Origin of the sequence: Mesotoga sp. UBA5557 (assembly GCF_002425715.1) — a bacterium.
Taxonomy (GTDB): Bacteria; Thermotogota; Thermotogae; order Petrotogales; family Kosmotogaceae; genus Mesotoga.
Genome location: NZ_DIMV01000024.1, coordinates 1 through 18,018, shown reverse-complemented (window position 1 = coordinate 18,018; position 18,018 = coordinate 1). Strand labels below are relative to the sequence as shown.

Below are 18,018 nucleotides of genomic sequence, written 5' to 3'. Positions count from 1 at the left end.
GCCTTCTTGGCACACTGCAACCACAACCAGTATTGTGGAAACAACTATGGAGATTCCACATTATAAATCCCGCAATCTTCACTATGATTTTCAGGCAAATAATTGATTTTTAAAAAGCTGGCATTGCTCAAACGATCACTCTTCAAAACTCTGATCTTAAAGAATCCTTTGGCAGTCAAGAGCACGTCACTGAGTAGTGCTTTCTGGGTATCGTGACGGCAAAAATGATAGACTTGACAAAACCAGTCGTTTCTCATACAGGAGTATTTATGAAGAATTGGCTTAAACCTATCTCTCTGGCTGCTCTAGCAACGCTTTTCTGGGCCGTTATAGGTTTTGCGGTGACAGAAGTCAGGTATTCTGAAGTTGAAAGTCAAATTGCCAACTCCGCAAGAATGATCGCGGAAAACACTGCAAAGACCACATTAATCGGCCACTTTCATCGGGATTCGTTTTATGAAGCTGTTATGCAGAATGACAACGATTTCACCAATCACTACCTAATGGAGATGCTGGCCAGTAATATGCATATCAAAGGTGTTGCTGTTTTTTATAATGATGAGGTTTTTGCGTCTGCTGGTGAGAAGTTTGAAATTGCCGTCACGCCTACTGTTGAAGGAGGAGACTACTCGGAGATCTTCTCAGTGGGCAAGGATCTTTTTGCAATTTCTGCCTTCACCAACAACGCTGGTTCAGAGAGCTCAAAGGATGGGTATGTCATTCTGAAGCTAGATCTCGAGGGAATTCTGAGTCTGCTTACAACAGAAGGATACAGCTTGAATAGCGAGAAGGGGAGTCTGCTATTAGCAGGAGTCTCAGTTTCTCTTGAACGCAGATGGCTACCGGCTAACTATGCCGCAATCGCTTTCGTCTTTCTTCTGACATTCGCCTTCACCGCTACTATACAGCGAATGGCTGGCAAGAAGTTTCTTGTCAGAAGGAACAGAGAAATGTCTCTGCTTCTGGATAAGATTCCGACACTGATCTGGTACTTCAGAGATCAGGAGACTTTCGGAATCGTCAATGAGTCGTTTGCAAAGTTTTTTGGCAGGCACCCGGAGGAAATTGATGGGAAGAATGTCTTTGAGATTCTCACGGAACAGGAGGCAATAGAATGTGTTGAAAGCAACAAGGAAGTTTTCGCTCGAAAAGAGAAAGTTGTTTTTGAGCAGAATTCAGAGAACTCGATTGGAGAGCTAAGAATCCTGGAGATTACGAAGACGCCGGATATCGACGAATTCGGAAATATAGAGTCTGTTGTCTGCTCTGCAAACGATGTGACCGAAGAAAGAAGGGCGCTTAGGAAGATTAAGCTTATTCAGTTCGGACTGGATAATGCGAACGATGAGGCCTTCTGGATTGCTCCTGACGGCACGATACTGTATGCAAACAGCGCGGCCTGTAAGAATCTTGGATACACAAAGGATGAGATTTCCGGACTGAAGGTAAATGATCTCGATAAATCGATGGAGGCAATGGATAGAAGAGTAAGCTGGGAAAGGCTTAAGTCAAAAGGAAGGGATACATTTGAAGCCTATCATGTGAGAAAGGACGGCTCTGTCTTTCCCGTCGAGATTAACAGGAATTATTTCAGGTACGATGAAAGCGAATACGAATTTACTTTTGCCCGAGATATATCTGAACGCATGAGAAATCTGGAGATTCTTGAGAGAGATAGGTTCAGAATAGAACGGCTTCACGACGCAGCTCTCAATCTGGAAAGATGCGGAACCTTCCAGGATGTATACGACTCTGTGATTGAAGCAGCTAATGAGATCCTAGAATTTGATATATGCTTCATCTGTGTCAATGAAGAGGATAATCTAGTAATCAAGGCATCTTCCAACCTAAATCCGCGAGACCCAATTGTAATGCCGAAAGATGTTGGAATTGTCGGGAAGACTTTCAGAGAGAAGAAGCCTTACATAATCGATGATATCCAGGAGTTCCCCGGCACTCTCAAATCAAACGACATCTACCGTGCCGGCCTAAGCGTTCCGGTTGGAGATGTTGGAGTCTTTCAGGCGATGTCCGCGAATAGGTCGAAGTTTGGCCAACAGGAGCTAAGACTGACTGAACTTCTTATGTCTCACGTCCGCGAAGCGATCGTGAGAATCGAGACCGAAAAGCGTATGAATTACATGTCTCTTCACGACGGGCTTACTGATTTGTACAACAGGTTCTATTTCGAGGAAGAACTCATCAGGTTGGAAGGATCGAGATTCTATCCTATTTCAATCGTTTCGGCCGATGTCGACGGTCTGAAGCTAATTAACGATACGATGGGCCATGCAAGAGGAGATCAGATACTTTTAGAGTTTTCGAGGATTCTGAGATCCTGTTTCAGAAAGACTGATATTATTGCAAGGTTTGGTGGAGACGAATTTGCAGTTATTCTCATACGAACGGATGAAGCTACGACCGAGAAGATCGCGTCGAGAGTCAGGGAGATTGTCGGTAAATTCAACAGAGATCACATCGGACCTCCTCTGAGTGTTTCCATGGGAATCGCTACCAGTAAGGGACAGGAACAATCTCTTGTCGAGACTCTGAGGCATGCAGATGACCTGATGTATCGTGACAAGCTTTACAGGAGCTCCAGCGTCAGAAGCCAGATGGTGAACACGCTGCTAGTTACTCTGGCCGAAAAGGATCAAATCTCTGGCGGTCATGCAAAGAGACTGCAGAGGATGTGTTTAGAACTGGGAAGAAGAGCAGGACTGAGTTCTCGGCAACTCAGCGACCTAGCACTTTTTGCTCAGGTTCACGATCTGGGAAAGGTTGGAATTCCAGATAGAATACTATTCAAACCAGGCCCACTGGATGATGATGAATGGAAAGTGATGAAACTTCACCCAGAAAAGGGATACAGGATCGCCGTGTCATCTCCAGACCTCTCTTCAGTCGCAGATCTAATTCTCAGGCATCATGAAAGATGGGATGGTGAGGGCTATCCTCTGGGTATCAAGGGCGATAAGATCCCCGTTGAATGCAGAATTCTCTCTGTTGTAGATGCCTTTGATGCAATGACAAATGACAGACCATACAGCAAAGCCAGGAACAGACAGGAAGCAATTGACGAAATAAAGAGATGTTCCGGTACTCAATTTGACCCCGAACTGGTGATTAAGTTTAGGGAAATGATAGAGATAGAGTCTTTCTAGATGCTCTTGATTATTTGTGAGATTTTTTTGTAGCTCAGAAGAGATATAAGAAGCGCTACTGCCAACGATGTCAGTGATACTAGAAGGAGCCAAGCTGTGCCGGTGCCGTCAACTGCGCCTTTCAGAATCAACGTGATAGGCATTATTGCCCCAAAACTCAATCCCATACAGATCAACTGATTCAGAAGAACGAATTTCGTTCTCATGAAAGCATTCGGATTATCCATTTGATCGGGAGGTGACGAAAGAACACCTCTTATACCGAGCAGAGAGGATGTCACATAAAGCACAAAGACAGCCGGAACAACCATAAGATAACCGAAAGAACCTCTCTTGATCAAGATGCTTACGCCTAGAACGCCCACAAAGAGAACTGTCCCCAACAGAACAGGTAGAGTGGTTTTTATGGCTATCATCCTTCCCAGAGAAAGAGGCAATATCTTTGTTGTCTCAATAAAGGGATACTCTCTGCCCATCAAAAAGGCGGATTGTATAGTGGTGAAGATGGTACTAATAAGTACCATAGTGAAGATCGATGTTACTACTTCTTCTGAGATAAGGCCAAAAACAAGTCCAAAGACAACGGGATAGAAAAGATAGTATATTAGCTGTTCATAGCGTCTATATATCTTTAGTTCTCTTCTGAGCAAAACCCATCCCCGCCTGTCATTGAAGGTCACGGTCTTCTGCTTGTTCTTGGAATATGATACCGGTTCGAATTTGATAGATGAGGCAACCCTGAAAAAAACATATCCCAGCAAAGGAATTGCCGCTAATCCAACTAGGAGGTACAGAGGGCTTTCCGAAGACTTAACACTCCAGGTGAAGATATTCAGAGGGTTTGAAAAAACTTCCCAAGCGCTTGCGAGCTTCTGCAGATAAAGCGGTATATTATCCGTGCTCCGTGGAACTAACTGAACTATTATGAAGAACATGAAAGCTGCCGCAATTTGAACGATGAACATTACTTTTCTTGCGACTGCCCTGGACATGAATTTCCCAAGAGCTACAGAAACGATGGAAGCCAGAAGTACGGTGTTTATTACCACGAGAACAAGTGAAGGGATTCCGATCCATGGATTGGGATCGATTCTGAGATGGTATGGAAGAGCGATTCCCAGAAAGACGGACAGAGTGAGCCCCTGATATAGGGTCGAGATAATAATCTGATAGACTATGATACTCACTCTCTTTACCGGAAGAACGAGAAGCATGTCTATCTCATCGTTTCTCATGAAGAGATAAGACGATGTGGCCGAAAATGAGATTAGAAAGAACAGCCCTGAGATTGTCAGAAAAAATCCGGCCATGACCTTGCCAAGGGAGACGCCTTCAACGGCTACTCCAGAAGTCGCACCATACACGTTCCAGAGAAACATTCCGATCATGATTGTGAATACTGCAAAGACGAATAGCTGGCCCGAAAGGCCTCCTCTTGTGCCTTTCTTGCCCGGAAACATGAAGAGCTTGTACTTAAGGAACAGCTTAAGGTCGTTCAAATAGACACCTCACAATGCGCCTACAATTTCCTGGATGTCTTCGTTCTCGCCAGTAAGCTGCAGGAAGAGGTTCTCGAGAGTCTCTTTGTTGTCGGCTCCTGCTCTCCTTCTTAGCTCATCCATCGTGCCCTCGGAAATTAGCTTCCCCTTGTTGATTATGCCTATCCGGTCGCACATCTTTTCCGCTATCTCCAGCACGTGTGTGGTCATGAAAATGGTAGAGCCTTCGCCCTTATACTTCTCAAGAAGCATCTTAAGTATCTTCGCGCTTCTTGCATCGAGACCTACGGTCGGCTCATCCAAAAAGATGACTTCTGGTCTCCTCATCAGAACAGAGATAACCATTATCTTCTGTTTCATACCGTGAGACATCTCAGATATCATCTTCCCCAGATAATCTATTCCAAACGCTTCACATAGTTCGCCGACTCTCTTCTTCGCTTCTTGTCTCTTATCGGGAAAGATATCCATGATGAACTCAAGGAACTCAGCTCCTGTGAAGTAGGAATAGATTCGTGGTTCTTCAGGGACAACACCGATCTTGCTCTTTATCTGAAGCTCATTAATCGAGTAGTTCATGCCGAGGATTTTTATCTCTCCCGAAGTAGGTCTAAGCGTACCGGTAAGCATTCTAATCGTCGTTGTCTTTCCGGCTCCGTTTGGTCCCAGAAAGCCATATATTTCGCCAGAGTTCACCAGCAGATCTATCTCGTCTACTACGGGGCTCTTATCGAATGCTTTCGTAAGTTTTTTACAGTCAATCATCTAGCATCCCTCCAGACGGTACTGCCTCAGGACGATCTTCGTGCATGTCCCGAACCTATTCTACGACAAGACCCGATACATTTCACATAATGTCAAGAAATTCTGTTGATCTGGCAGATGATTTCTATACAGCGCAGGCAATCCTGTTGCCGGATGATATAATTGACTAAGTTTATGAGGTGGGCATATGAGAAGAGCTGTGTCCTTCGCATTATTAGCTGCCGTAGTAATAATTCTATTGTCGGGAATCAACGGTCTCAGCTTCGATCCCTCGCCTGCAGCATTTCTGAGCGATGATGATCCTGAACTGGCAGCGTTCAACCGAATCGCGGAGGTTTTTGGAGACACTGGATCGATCATGGTGATTCTTAATGCATCGGAAACTCCACTCGAGCTTCTGAAAAGAATATCAGATGAGATAAAGTCTCTTGACTGGGTTAACTCGGTGTTGTCAGCCACTAACGCGATGAAGCTGGGAAGCTTCAATCTTTTCACTTTGAGAATTCCAGCTGAGGACTACGTGTACTTGGAAGATGGGAAATTGGTGCTGAATGAAGATCTGCTGACAGATCCAATATACAGTAACCTGCTGATATCTTCTGACGGCAGCTATTACGGCATACTGATTACAATCGCAGACGGAAATGAGTTGAGCAGCGACACACTTGTCCCTCAACTTCGATCGAAACTCGATTCTCTCGATGTAAAGGACTATAGACTAATTGGAGAGAGCGTTGCCAACACAGAGACATTCAGATCAATAATCGATCTTACCTTCAAGTATCCACCTTTCATTCTACTTGCAATTCTCATGGTCTACGTAATCAAGTTCAGAAAGGTCTCGCTTGCTTTGCTTACACTGGTTCCTCCTCTGGCCTCCGTAATGGCGATAGTTGGAGTAATGGGTATAATGAAGCTTTCGATCAACAGTTTGACCGTTATGATCCCTTCATTTATCGTCATTATTGGAAGTGCATACGGGATGCATTTCCTCTCAAGGTTTGAAGAAAACATTCATCTTAAGAATGCCGTCAGTCGGACAGTTCACGAGGAGAGAGTTCCTGTTCTCTTATCTGCTTTGACAACGATGGCAGGCTTTTCTTCATACATTCTGCTCGACTTGAAGGCCTTTCAGGAGATGGGTATATTCGTCTGTTCAGGAATCTTCCTCTCTGCGGTTTTCACAATTGTCGTGCTCCCGGGACTTGTGTCTTCAAGAGAAACTGTGAATCCGCAACGTGCATCACCTCCAAGAGACGTAAATCGTCTTGCGAAAAAGGTAGTTGTCTGGGCCATTATAGTGGGCAGTATCGCCTCTCCTTTTCTGATCATGACAATTCCAATGACTATTGACCAGTATAATTTCTTCAAAGAGAATTCGGAGATTAGAAGAAGCGCAAACACCATGAAAGAGGCTTTCGGTTGGCTGACAAATTATTCGCTGATGGTTACACCAAAAGAAGGGGATAGCATTGCATTAACGACAGATCATGTAGAGAGTTTGGAAGCGTTCGAAGCGGAGCTAAAGAGACTTGATGGAGTTTCGAAGGTCATGAGTCTACTCGATCTGTCAAGAGAGACGGGTGTTCCGTTGACGCTTATGGTGAGAGCACTGAACTCAAGTGATGTTTTCGGTGACTCTACAACACTTCTTGTGAGCGACAATGCTATACGATTCAATCTGTTCTCTCCGGAGAGCGACAGTCGAAGCGCCGAAAAACTGAAGTTGGCCGTCGAAGAACTAATAATGAGCTATCCGGAACTGGATGACAATTTCAGGTTCAATCTGGCTGGAACTACGCTTATATGGAAGAGCGTGAACTCCTCTGTTGTTAACAATCAGATTCAGAGCTTGATAGTATCGTTTGGGCTTATCATGCTCCTCCTATTCACGATATTCAAAAGTTTGAAGTCGACAATCATAGCCACGATACCTATTCTCCTTACAACTCTTTTCAACTTCGCTTTTATGGCGCTTTTCAGGATCCCGTTGAGCATTTCTACAGCGCTCATTTCGGGAATGTTGATGGGACTGGTAATCGATTATTCGATTCACTTCACTATCTGGTTCAGGAGGTTCGGCGATTCACGTAGGGCATATCAACAGACCGCAAATGCAATTCTTGCAAACGGGCTTAGTCTTGTTGCCGGCTTTTCAGTTCTTCTGCTTTCACCTCTCTTGTTGTACGTTGATGTGGCGAAGTTGATGGTTAGCGGACTTGTTGTGGGAATGGTTCTTACTCTAATACTTCTGCCAGAGATCGCATCTAGAAGTAAGAAGTTTTCTGATAGGGCAAAAGCCTCTGACTGATATAATTCACTTATATTCAGATTGGAGGTGGCGTTCTGAAAGCTCTCGTTTCTCTTCTTCCAGACGATCTGAATCGGTTTGTCAGAGAGCTGTGGAATGAATTGAAAACAGACTTCGGATTACGTTCGGTTATGCTCAATCCACTTCCACACATTAGCTATTGCATTTTCGAAGAGACGACTGTCACTTCAGATCCCATGCTTGAAGAGATTGCGTCCGTTATGGGTGCCTTCTCGGCAAAGACAGAATATCTTGGTATTTTCACTGGCGAGAGACCGGTGATTTTCATTGGAGTAGCTAGAAGTCCTAGGTTGGCTTCTCTTCATAAATCGCTATGTAAAGTCCTCTGTGAAGCAGTGGACAGCAAAGCAGCCGTTTACAGCGAGACTCACTGGATCCCTCATATAACACTTGCCTATGGAGATGATGTTAATCGAAGCAACATAGGTCCTGTGATGGAGAGACTTGCATTCAGGGACTTCCATCATGAGTTTGTAATTGACAATCTGGCAGTTCTTGAAGAGATTCCAGAGAAGGGAATTGTTGTCAGTAAGAGCTTCAGACTCACCTGTTCCTGAAGACAAACTGGTTTATCTTTATGCATCATTTTTCGTGACTTTCAATGTCTCAGATGGGCTCTCAAAGAGTCCAATTTGTTATAATCGATCAGAAGAAGGAGGTAGGTGAATGAAAAGGATTGGCTGGAAGGAGATAGATTTGAAAATTCCACTGCCGAAGAATGTAAAGTCAACTGAATGTTTGAGTGAACTAGAGGAGTTCATCGGACAGGAGAGAGCCATAAGAGCTTTGGAGACAGGGCTTTATATAAACGCAAAGGGATACAATGTTTTTGTTTCCGGCAGTAACAACACCGGAAGAAGGACATTTGTCAGTCGTTATCTGAAGAAGAAGGTCGAAGGAACGAAGACTCCGGGCGACTGGATATATGTCTACAACTTCGATGAACAAAGGTCGCCAAATTCAATTCCACTTGAAGCGGGGGCAGGGAAGGTATTTCAGAAAGAGATGAACGAGTTTGTTGAGATAGCTATCAACTCGATCAGCGAGAGCTTTCAGAGTGAGGACTACCAGCAGAAGGTAACTTCGATCCAGAATGAGCAATCGGAAAAGCGTTCAAGTATGCTGAAGGAATTGTTAGAGAAGGCGAAAGAAAAGGATTTCACTGTTCAAATAAACCAGACAGGAGTTGCAACGATTCCTCTCTGGAACGGTAAACCGCTTACCCAGGAAGTGTACGAAGCCTTACCTGAGGAATACCAGAAGCAGCTTACCAAGAAAGGCGAGGAAGTCCGTGAATTAGTCAACTCGTATCTTCTTAGATTGAGCAAGATGGAAAAAGAATATGGTGAGAAGTACAAGGAATTGAATCGAAACGTGGCTTCTTTCGCAGTTGAAGGTCACATAAAGGAGATGAAAGACAAGTTTAGCAAGAACAAAGAGGTCGTTGATTTTATAGAGAGCATGAAGGAAGACTTGCTTGACAATCTGGGAGTATTCTTCAGCCAGGAGATCGACTCCAAAGCTTTTTTCGGCAAGAGATATGCGGTCAATCTGTTTGTCGACAACTCGGGAATAGAGGGGAAACCCATTGTGGAGGTAACAAACCCCAATTACTCCTCCCTTTTCGGAAGAATAGAGTATGTAGCAAAGATGGGAATGCTTGATACCGACCACACCATGATAAGGCCAGGCGCAATACATAACTCGAACGGCGGGTATCTTGTCCTTGATGCCAAGAGCGTACTGAGCGAACCCTATGTCTGGCAGACTCTGAAGCAGGTACTCTTTTCCGGACTCGAAGGAATTGAGAATCTAGAACACAAGATCGGTCTCTTATCGACTGTTAGTCTGAAGCCTGAGCCAATTCCGCTGGATATAAAGATAATCATGATAGGCGAGCCGTGGATATACAGCATGTTAAGTACGCTCGATACGGATTTCAAGAAGCTCTTCAAGATTAAAGCCGAGTTCGATTGGGAAATGGCGTTGGAGAAGGACACGATTGGCAAGCTCTGTGGGCTAACCTGCAATATTGTGAGGGAGAATACTTTGAAGCCGCTTGAAAGGGACGGAATCAAAGAAGTGATAAAGAGAGCGATATTCCTTTCGGGAAGCAGGAAGAAAGTCTCGACTCAGTTTGGCACCCTTGAACAGCTCCTCCTGGAGAGCTCGGCAATGGCGGATATGAAGAAGCACGATATGATAGAGGCTGAGGATGTATCGACCGCTTGGGAAGAGATGCATACAAGGGTCTCCCTCTATCAGGACAAGATAAAGGAAATGTTTAAGAACTCGACATTGATGGTTCAGACAGATGGAGAGCTTGTTGGTGAGATAAACGGTTTGACAGTAGTCCAGACAGAGGATCTCTCTTTTGGAATACCGGTGAAAATAACTGCCAAAGCCGGTCCAGGCAACAGCGGTATAGTTGACATACAGAAAGAATCGGAACTAAGTGGAAACATCCACAACAAAGCCAGTCTGACTATTCAGGGATACATGAGTTCGAGATATGCGCAGCAATTCCCGCTGAGCCTGAACGGTTCGATAAGTTTTGAGCAGGTCTATTCGACAGTTGAAGGGGATAGCGCTTCCGTGGCGGAGACAGTCGCTTTCCTGTCTGCAATTGCCGATGTGCCGATTAAGCAGTCAATAGCAGTTACGGGCTCGATCAATCAAAGCGGAAGAGTCCAACCCGTAGGCGGAGTTCAGTACAAGATTCAGGGCTTCTATGATCTCTGCAAGATAAAGGGGTTTACCGGTCAACAGGGAGTGGTCGTGCCTCAGGCGAACTCTGACAATGTTGTTCTCCCTGACGAAATAATTAATGCCATTAAGGAAGGGAGATTCAACATATGGACCGTTGAGACCGTGGACGAGGCCATTGAGGTACTGACGGGCATGAAGTCGGGAAAGCTCGGGAAGAGCGGAGAGTACTCGCCTGGCAGCTTCAACCAGAGGGTAGTAGAGAAGTTGATGAAGTACTATGAGATAGCTTCTCAGTCGAAGAAATGAATAAGCAAGATACGTAAATCAATGGTGGTTGTTCAAATGGCCAATAAGAAAGATGGCGACAGACATATCTGGCATGTCCATCGCCATTTTTTGCAAGGCAGCTACCTGATCATGATTCGGAGTCTATTGCCGCGAATTTGTTCAGCATATAGTTTATGTATCCCTTTACATAAGAAGCAGTCTCTCTGAGAATCTCAACGGAGAGGTTGTCTAATTTCGATGTCTTGCCTGCTTCGTGAAGATCATCGAAATACTCTTTGCCTAGCCAGACTGCCTGAGGTTTCTCAAGTTCATTTCCCATAACATGTTTGAGTTCATAGTATACTGGATTGAGTTTCTCTCTGGAGTACTTCCTCAAATCTACCGCGGCCTGCTTCGGATTCCTGACGATTCTGGCAGGAACCTCTTCGAGCGCCATTAGCAGGGGCTCGTATTGTCCCCAAATCAAATAACCACCGTAGAAGTCGTATGCGAAGTGATAATTAGCAAAGATGGCGAGCCACTTGTCCATGTTGAAAGGAAGCTTCAGCAGTTCGAAAAACGGGGCGGGGAATGTATGAAAAGGCTGGCCCACATCTTCAAGATAGTGAATCGCCCTCCCCATGAACCGGTATGCCCAATAATGGTCTCCTCTAGAATAAGCGATCTCGGCCAGATCACTGAAGTACTGGACGACGTCGGTTACTTCTCCAACTCTAATGAAGAAAAGCATTCTGTATTCCATGTGCCTCAGCCCCTGACTGTCCCCAAGGAGCGTCTCTATTCCCTTTAGTTCGAGCCCCTTATCCATGCCTAGATCGGGCTCGTAAGAATATACCGAGAGAATTTGCCACATGGGAGCTTTGTCATCGACCGGCTTAGGGTTCGGGAAGACTGCACTGTATAGATCCAGGTCTTCTTCTGGTAAATAGGGTTCACCCAGATAGTCGTAAAAACCTTCTATAGCCGCGTTGTATTCACGAGTGTCAACGTCGGCGTATGTGTACGGGGTTATCTCAACGTACTTGTCAAAAACCTCCTCATACTGGGATACAATCAAATACGTTAGAGCATCGTGCCCCGACCATGAAAATCCGAACACGGCTAATAGCAGTATTAGAATCATTATCACCTTTCTCACGTAACCACCTCCAATTCTTATAATAACAGATTCGAACTGCATTATTGTCTTCTTGATACCGATGTAGCTTCGTGATAGGCAAGCTTTCTGATAGTATTGTCTAAGAAAAGCAGTTTAGGGAGGTGCAATATGGCCGACGCTTCTAGAGGAGTTTCAAGAGGCTCATTAGACGTGCGGATTCTTCAAGATAATGAATTTGATTTCCAGCTCTACAGGTCTCTTGGTGCAGTATCGTACGAAGGAGGCACCGTAGGAGAGATTCTTTCGCTTGTACCGCATATAGATTGTGAAGACCCATCAACGTGGGTGAAGTCATTCAAGGACCTGGCAACAAGGCTGAAAAATAATGCCCTCGTGGTTCTTCAGAAAGGTAATAACGAGAGCGCGAGGCAGGAATTCTTGAGGGCGGCAAGCTATTTCAGAGCTGCCGAGTATTTTGGCGATCCCAGAGATTCGAAGACAAGATACCTTGGAATGGAAAGCAGAGATTGCTTTGTATATGCTTTCAGAACCACTGATATTCAGTTCGAAGCTGAGAGAATACCCTATGGTGAGGATTTCATTCCGGCGTACTGGATTGCTCCAACGACCGGCGGCAAGAAGAAGACGATAATGATGATGAGTGGTTTTGACGGGACATCGGAAGAGATGTATTTCCAGGCAGGCTCGGCCGCTTTGCAGAGAGGTTACGCGGTTGTTCTCTTCGATGGCCCCGGTCAGGTAGGAATGAGAAGGTTTTCGCCCGAGACTCCGTTGCGTCCTGACTACGAAGTTCCGATTTCCAAAGTTGTCGATTATGTCTTGTCGAAGGAGGATGTCGATCCATCAAGACTCGCGCTGTACGGCATTAGTCTCGGAGGTTATTTCTCACTTAGGGCCGCGGCTCACGATTCCAGAATAAGAGCCCTGATTTCCAATTCACCTGTTACCGATATCTACAAGTACATGTCTGCATTTGCCGGAGAGGCTATCAATTCTCCTGAAGATATTACACTGGAAACGGTCGACCTTGTGCCCTCGGAGTATTTGTCTAAGGCTCAAAAGCTCCAGCTCGTCAACATAATGCTCAGGTTCGGCGAGGTCTCCATGTTCAAGGCTTTCGAAAGAATGAGGGATTTCGTTGTAGGCAACGCTATAAAGAGTATTCAGGTTCCATTCCTTGCCATGGTGGGAGAGGGAGAAGGAGAAGAGGCGCTCATCCAGGCAAGGGAAGCCTTAGATAACGTTTCGGGAAAGTCAACAATGAGAATATTCAAGAAGCAGGAAGGCGCAGATTCCCATTGTCAAGTTACTAATCTTCCTTTGTCCAATTCAGTGCTTCTTGATTGGCTGGACGATGTTTTTGGAGCAACGACATGAAGCGTATTGGCCTTTTGGGTGGGATGAGCTGGGAATCATCACTGGAGTACTACAGATTGCTCAATGAAATGGTCAAGAACAGGCTTGGGGGATTGCATTCCGCAGAATGCACCTTGGCTTCAGTTGATTTCGGCCCCGTTTCGGAGATGATGAAGAGTAATGACTGGAAGGGTATAGAGAGGGTCTTGTCTGCCGCAGCCATTGATCTGAAGAGAGCTGGTGCAGACTTTCTTATCATATGTACCAACACAATGCATCTTTTGGCCAGAGAAATCGAAGGAGCATCAGGGCTTGAAGTCCTAGAAATCGGTAAGGCAGTCGGAGAGGAGATCGAGAGAAGGGGACTTGAAACCGTTGGACTCCTTGGCACAAGATTCACTATGGAGAGGGCTTACTACAAGGATACTTTGGCGGGATTTGGCATAAATGTTATCGTTCCTTCAGCTGAAGAAATGGTAGTAGTAGATAGGATTATCTTCGAAGAGCTCTGCAAAGGAATCTTCAGAGAGGAATCAAAGTCAGTCTATAAGGCAGTGATTAAGGGTCTTCAGGTCAATGGAGCCGAGGGAGTTATACTTGGTTGCACTGAGATACCTCTGCTGATCAAAGAATCAGACGCTGACATTGCCGTTTTCGATACTACGGCCATTCACGCCCGGGCGGCCGTCGATCATGCTCTTGCGTGATTCGGAATCAAGAATACTGAATAGTTCACAGTTCTCTAGAGAATGCATGACGCATGAGATTGACTCAGAAGACAAAAGCATTTTGCTTCTGAATCGGTAAGTTCGACCGGATCCGAGATTCCAAATCACTCTTGTGTGAATCTCGACAGGGAAGGCTATTTTCTCAGGTAGATACTGCTATTCACATGATTAGCAGCTATTTCAAATTGCTAGTGATCGTTCACTTTGCAGAAGGAGGATTTGAGTATGAGAAGACTCTTGTTAGTGCTTCTGTTAGTACTGCTGTTATCGGTAGTCTCTTTTTCTAGCGTTTACAATAGTGCGTCCAACGGTGACCTGCAAGGGGTAAAGGAAGCTGTCAACAGCGGCGGTAATATTAACGAGCGTGGCTATGCAAACAAAACACCCTTGATGGTCGCAGCGGATTACGGCCACTCGGAAATAGCAACCTACCTTATTGAATCTGGGGCAGACATTTCAACCGTTGACGACAATGGCTATACAGCTCTTCATTACGCTGCGAGAAAGGGTCTCCTCGATGTCGTGAAGATGCTTCTTGAAAGAGGGGCGGATATAAACGCTCATCCGGCCAGTTCGATGTTTTATGAAGGCTATACACCTTTGATCCTCGCCTGTGACAACTCCAAGAACGACACTACTCTGGAAGTCGTTAAGTATCTTGTGGAGAAGGGAGCCGATCTAGAGAGAGTTGAATATGCTTTCCGCTCACCTTTGATTGCTGCGATATTTTCGAAGGGGACAAATACCGTAGTCTTCCTGCTTGAAAACGGAGCCGATCCAAATCGACCGGCCAAGGACGGAAGAACTCCTCTCTATCTAGCTATATCGGAAGGCCTCCCAATTGAGGGCATAGAAGCGCTTCTAGAACATGGGGCAGATGTGTCTATCGGGAATGAATACTATACGCCGCTTCAACTGGCCGTATCGAAGTCCAATAATGATATTTCGAAAATGCTGATCGAATTTGGCGCCGACTATTCTGGAGTAGATGATTCAGGTAATACCCTACTTCATCGCGCTGCAGGTAAGGGATCTACCAAGAACATCGAGATGTTTGTTGAGCTTGGAATCGAAGTTGATTCAAGGAACTATGAAGGGAAAACTCCTCTGCATATCGCTTCAGAGAACGAGTCCTTGAGAAATGTCAAGCTCCTTATTTCACTTGGAGCCGACGTCCTGGCAAGAGATAACAATAATCACTTGCCCCTACACTTGCATCTCGCTGTCTACCAAGAAGACAAAGAAACTATTGATAGCTTGCTTTCTGCGGGTGTCAGTATCAACAACAATGAAGTAGAAAGCGGTATCTCACCGCTTCATATCGCAGCCGCTTATGGAAAGCTAGATATTGTCAAGTACCTCTTGGAAAGAGGCGCGGATGTTTCGATCGAGACAGATGAAGGATTACTTCCAATTCATTCCGCTGTCGGCCGCAGGGGAAAGCCGGAAGTCGTCGATTACTTGCTCGAAAGCGGAGCTGACATTGAGGCCGAAGATGACGAAGGCAGAACGCCTATCTTCTATGCTGTTAAAGACCACAACATGGAAGCGATTTCTTACCTCGGTGAGAGAGGAGCGAATGTCAATCATCAGGATCACAGCGGGAAAACGCCCTCACACTACGCTGTCGAGGACAAATGGGACGCGATCGAAATGCTTACGATCCTGAGCGGATTCGGTTTGGTGCCGGATACAAAGGACAACGCAGGAGTGACTCCGGAGGATTATGCTGCATCAGAAGAGATAGTTGGATTCTTGAAAACGCTTTATTGAAGTCTCGGACAAGTCCGCGATTTAATCTACTAAACCGGTGTCTGCCTTGCGCAGGGACCGGTTGCTTGTAATGGGCCATAAGACGTTAACCAAGAAACGTCATTGTCAATCATTGACTCTTCTGGCATTTTGGCGGCCTTCTGAAGAAGAGAAAACAGGTGATCTCTTTCGCCGTTGGAGAAACCTTCTGTTAGCATTGTTTCATGATCTCTTCCAAGCCTTCCTAGCTCTTGACCAATTCTTATGCCGCTTTCTGTGAGAAACAGCCTGTAACTCCGGCTGTCTGATGGGTCGGTTTTCCTCTTTATATTGCCTGCTTCGGTAAGTTTCTTCATGGCTTTAGAGTAATTCCCTTATCGACACCGAGAATTTCGCTGAGCTCATTCTGGCTTATTCCGTCTCTGGCTATCAGCACTCTCACAAAGAAGAAATGGCCACTCCCCAGTCGAAATTTCTGCATTTCCCTGCTGAAATGGACATTTGCACTGCGCGAAATGCGATATATCCAGCGGCCAATGTACTCTTCTCTATCGAAGGCTGGATCACGCGACATCCGTTGTCCCTACCTCAGCACTGAGCTCACTTGAACGGAATGTCTTCAGTTCTCTAAGGTAGAAAACCAGCGATATTGCGAAAGCGATCAAATCGGCAAGTGGAAAGGATATCCAGATGCCATTAATCCCTAGAAAGCGCGGAATCACTAGAATCAGTGGTATCAGAATTATTATCTGTCTAAGGAGGGATAAGAAAAGTGCGGGTATGGCTTTGCCGAGTGCCTGGAACATTCCAGAAGCAATAACCTGGATGCCGATAGTCGGGATGGCAAGGATAACAATCCTGAGAGCAGAAATTGTGGGTTCAATAAGCTCGATTTCATCAGAGAAAATCGATATGAGTTGTCTTGCAAAGAAGAACATTATGATTGCCGAGAAAAGGGCGATCAACGTGGTAACTGCGGAGGCCAGTTTGACAGACTCTCTTGCTCGCCTCATTTTTTTGGCGCCGTAGTTGTATCCGACAATTGGAAGAAATCCCTGATTCACGCCGAACATAGGCATTATGAAAACCATTAGCAGTCTGTTTATTATGCCGTAGACTGCCACCGCAATGTCGCCTCCATAGAAAACCAGTGAGTTATTCATAACAACGGCAAGCACACTGCCCGCAACCTGTCTGGAAAAAGCGGAAAGACCCACGGAGACGGTTTCCTTCAGGATTGTCCACTCTGGAATCAAAGAAGCCAGAGAGATTCTCAACAGACTCTTTCCGCTGGTGAAGTAAAAGAGAATATAGATCGAGGTAATCGCCTGAGACAAAACGGTTGCCAGCGCCGCACCTCTTATGCCCATGTTGAGAGTGAAAATGAAAATGGGATCAAGAATTATGTTAAGAACAGCAGAGATCAACATTGCAGCCATTGCTATCTTTGGTTTTCCTTCTGCCCTAATAACATGGCTCATAGCCATTCCAAAAGAAAAGAAAGCGCTTCCGAGAAGTATTATGCTCAGGTATTCTCTCGCATACGGAATGATGGCTTCACTCGCTCCGAGCATTATGAGCAACTGATCTATAAAAAAGTATCCCAGCAGGGTCATCGCCAATCCGAAGGCGATCGAGAAAGCCATTACGTTTCCAGCGGCGCGTCTTGCTTTTTCGTGGTTCTTTTCACCGAGCGCCCTCGATATAACTGAAGCGCCGCCGATTCCGAACATCTGAGCAAATGCCATAACGAATATTTGAACAGGGAAGGAAATAGATATGCCCGCGATGCCCATCGACCCGACGCCTCTTCCGACGTAAATTGTATCAACGAAGTTGTACATTGCCTGAACGAGCATGCCGATAGTTGCAGGTAAAGAGAGACTGAGAAGAAGCCTTCCAATCCTCTCCTCCCCAAGCATCTTATGTATGTCTTTTGCCATAACTCACCTCTGAAACAGTTGCATATTTAACTATTATAATTCACAGTAGTACCGAATGCTTTTTCTCTCGCTTTCGTGCCGGTAGTTTTGATTCGATAAGAAGCGAGTTGGCAATCGTTGTATGTCAGCAGTCCGTCGTCCTCCGGAAAGAATCAGTTCCAAGTTCCATGTTGTCAGTTGCAAGCAGAAGAAATAGTTGTCCGTTGTTGGTTCACAGTTCTGCGGAGCCGCCGCTGTGCGCTTAAAGGCAGAGAACCCGCTGAACGCTGATGAAAAACCACGTTAACCGTCACCGGTTCTCCGTTCTCCGTAAAAGCCGCGAAGAAAATTGAAAACAAGGTTCAGGATCCGAGTCTGAAATG

The 18,018-nt window shown here is 45.5% G+C and carries 13 protein-coding genes; 7 read left to right on the top strand and 6 right to left on the bottom strand.

The window, feature by feature from the left end; genetic code table 11:
• Positions 1-269: 269 nt before the first annotated feature.
• Positions 270-3,164: an HD domain-containing phosphohydrolase gene (locus B3157_RS02615; protein ID WP_292588652.1), complete on the top strand. Its 2,895-nt coding sequence runs from the start codon at positions 270-272 to the stop codon at positions 3,162-3,164.
• Here B3157_RS02615 and B3157_RS02610 read toward each other — a convergent pair.
• A complete protein-coding gene (locus B3157_RS02610) occupies positions 3,161-4,663 on the bottom strand; it encodes a hypothetical protein (RefSeq protein WP_292588650.1) in 1,503 nt (500 codons plus the stop codon). The genes B3157_RS02615 and B3157_RS02610 overlap by 4 nt on opposite strands.
• A gap of 9 nt (positions 4,664-4,672) precedes the next feature.
• Entirely contained in the window at positions 4,673-5,428 is a 756-nt protein-coding gene (locus tag B3157_RS02605) for an ABC transporter ATP-binding protein (RefSeq protein WP_292588648.1), read from the bottom strand.
• A gap of 187 nt (positions 5,429-5,615) precedes the next feature.
• Here B3157_RS02605 and B3157_RS02600 point away from each other — a divergent pair, with 187 nt between their 5' ends.
• The 3 genes from B3157_RS02600 (at position 5,616) to B3157_RS02590 (ending at position 10,775) form a co-directional block, all read left to right on the top strand.
• Positions 5,616-7,739 (top strand): efflux RND transporter permease subunit, encoded by a 2,124-nt coding sequence (locus B3157_RS02600; protein WP_292588646.1) that lies wholly within the window; start codon positions 5,616-5,618, stop codon positions 7,737-7,739.
• Between the two features lie 14 nt (positions 7,740-7,753).
• Positions 7,754-8,317 (top strand): 2'-5' RNA ligase family protein, encoded by a 564-nt coding sequence (locus tag B3157_RS02595; protein ID WP_349680355.1) that lies wholly within the window; start codon positions 7,754-7,756, stop codon positions 8,315-8,317.
• Between the two features lie 109 nt (positions 8,318-8,426).
• Positions 8,427-10,775 (top strand): Lon protease family protein, encoded by a 2,349-nt coding sequence (locus B3157_RS02590; RefSeq protein WP_214060691.1) that lies wholly within the window; start codon positions 8,427-8,429, stop codon positions 10,773-10,775.
• A gap of 109 nt (positions 10,776-10,884) precedes the next feature.
• Here the strand turns inward: B3157_RS02590 and B3157_RS02585 are convergent, their stop codons facing one another.
• Positions 10,885-11,895: a phospholipase gene (locus tag B3157_RS02585; protein WP_292588641.1), complete on the bottom strand. Its 1,011-nt coding sequence runs from the start codon at positions 11,893-11,895 to the stop codon at positions 10,885-10,887.
• 129 nt (positions 11,896-12,024) lie between these two features.
• Here B3157_RS02585 and B3157_RS02580 point away from each other — a divergent pair, with 129 nt between their 5' ends.
• The 3 genes from B3157_RS02580 (at position 12,025) to B3157_RS02570 (ending at position 15,734) form a co-directional block, all read left to right on the top strand.
• Entirely contained in the window at positions 12,025-13,254 is a 1,230-nt protein-coding gene (locus B3157_RS02580; protein ID WP_292588639.1) for an alpha/beta hydrolase family protein, read from the top strand.
• Positions 13,251-13,940: an aspartate/glutamate racemase family protein gene (locus B3157_RS02575; protein ID WP_292588636.1), complete on the top strand. Its 690-nt coding sequence runs from the start codon at positions 13,251-13,253 to the stop codon at positions 13,938-13,940. The genes B3157_RS02580 and B3157_RS02575 overlap by 4 nt, the downstream gene beginning before the upstream one ends.
• A gap of 246 nt (positions 13,941-14,186) precedes the next feature.
• Entirely contained in the window at positions 14,187-15,734 is a 1,548-nt protein-coding gene (locus tag B3157_RS02570; RefSeq protein ID WP_292588634.1) for an ankyrin repeat domain-containing protein, read from the top strand.
• Positions 15,735-15,763: 29 nt separating this feature from the next.
• On the opposite strand, the gene B3157_RS02565 is transcribed toward B3157_RS02570, so the two are convergent.
• From B3157_RS02565 to B3157_RS02555, 3 genes are read right to left on the bottom strand one after another with little or no spacing between them, the layout of a single operon-like run.
• Complete coding sequence (locus B3157_RS02565) at positions 15,764-16,069, bottom strand: MarR family winged helix-turn-helix transcriptional regulator (protein WP_292588632.1); 306 nt, start codon at positions 16,067-16,069, stop codon at positions 15,764-15,766.
• Positions 16,066-16,287, bottom strand: coding sequence for a hypothetical protein (locus tag B3157_RS02560; protein ID WP_292588630.1), 222 nt, complete (start codon positions 16,285-16,287; stop codon positions 16,066-16,068). Before B3157_RS02560 ends, B3157_RS02565 begins: the two co-directional genes overlap by 4 nt.
• Positions 16,277-17,656, bottom strand: coding sequence for an MATE family efflux transporter (locus tag B3157_RS02555; protein WP_292588628.1), 1,380 nt, complete (start codon positions 17,654-17,656; stop codon positions 16,277-16,279). The genes B3157_RS02560 and B3157_RS02555 overlap by 11 nt, the downstream gene beginning before the upstream one ends.
• Positions 17,657-18,018 lie beyond the last annotated feature (362 nt).

Coding starts and splice junctions, on each gene's coding strand:
- B3157_RS02615 (WP_292588652.1), top strand. CDS start 270: ATGAAGAATTGGCTTAAACCTATCTCTCTGGCTGCTCTAGCAACGCTT.
- B3157_RS02605 (WP_292588648.1), bottom strand. CDS start 5,428: ATGATTGACTGTAAAAAACTTACGAAAGCATTCGATAAGAGCCCCGTA.
- B3157_RS02600 (WP_292588646.1), top strand. CDS start 5,616: ATGAGAAGAGCTGTGTCCTTCGCATTATTAGCTGCCGTAGTAATAATT.
- B3157_RS02590 (WP_214060691.1), top strand. CDS start 8,427: ATGAAAAGGATTGGCTGGAAGGAGATAGATTTGAAAATTCCACTGCCG.
- B3157_RS02580 (WP_292588639.1), top strand. CDS start 12,025: ATGGCCGACGCTTCTAGAGGAGTTTCAAGAGGCTCATTAGACGTGCGG.
- B3157_RS02575 (WP_292588636.1), top strand. CDS start 13,251: ATGAAGCGTATTGGCCTTTTGGGTGGGATGAGCTGGGAATCATCACTG.
- B3157_RS02570 (WP_292588634.1), top strand. CDS start 14,187: ATGAGAAGACTCTTGTTAGTGCTTCTGTTAGTACTGCTGTTATCGGTA.
- B3157_RS02565 (WP_292588632.1), bottom strand. CDS start 16,069: ATGAAGAAACTTACCGAAGCAGGCAATATAAAGAGGAAAACCGACCCA.
- B3157_RS02560 (WP_292588630.1), bottom strand. CDS start 16,287: ATGTCGCGTGATCCAGCCTTCGATAGAGAAGAGTACATTGGCCGCTGG.
- B3157_RS02555 (WP_292588628.1), bottom strand. CDS start 17,656: ATGGCAAAAGACATACATAAGATGCTTGGGGAGGAGAGGATTGGAAGG.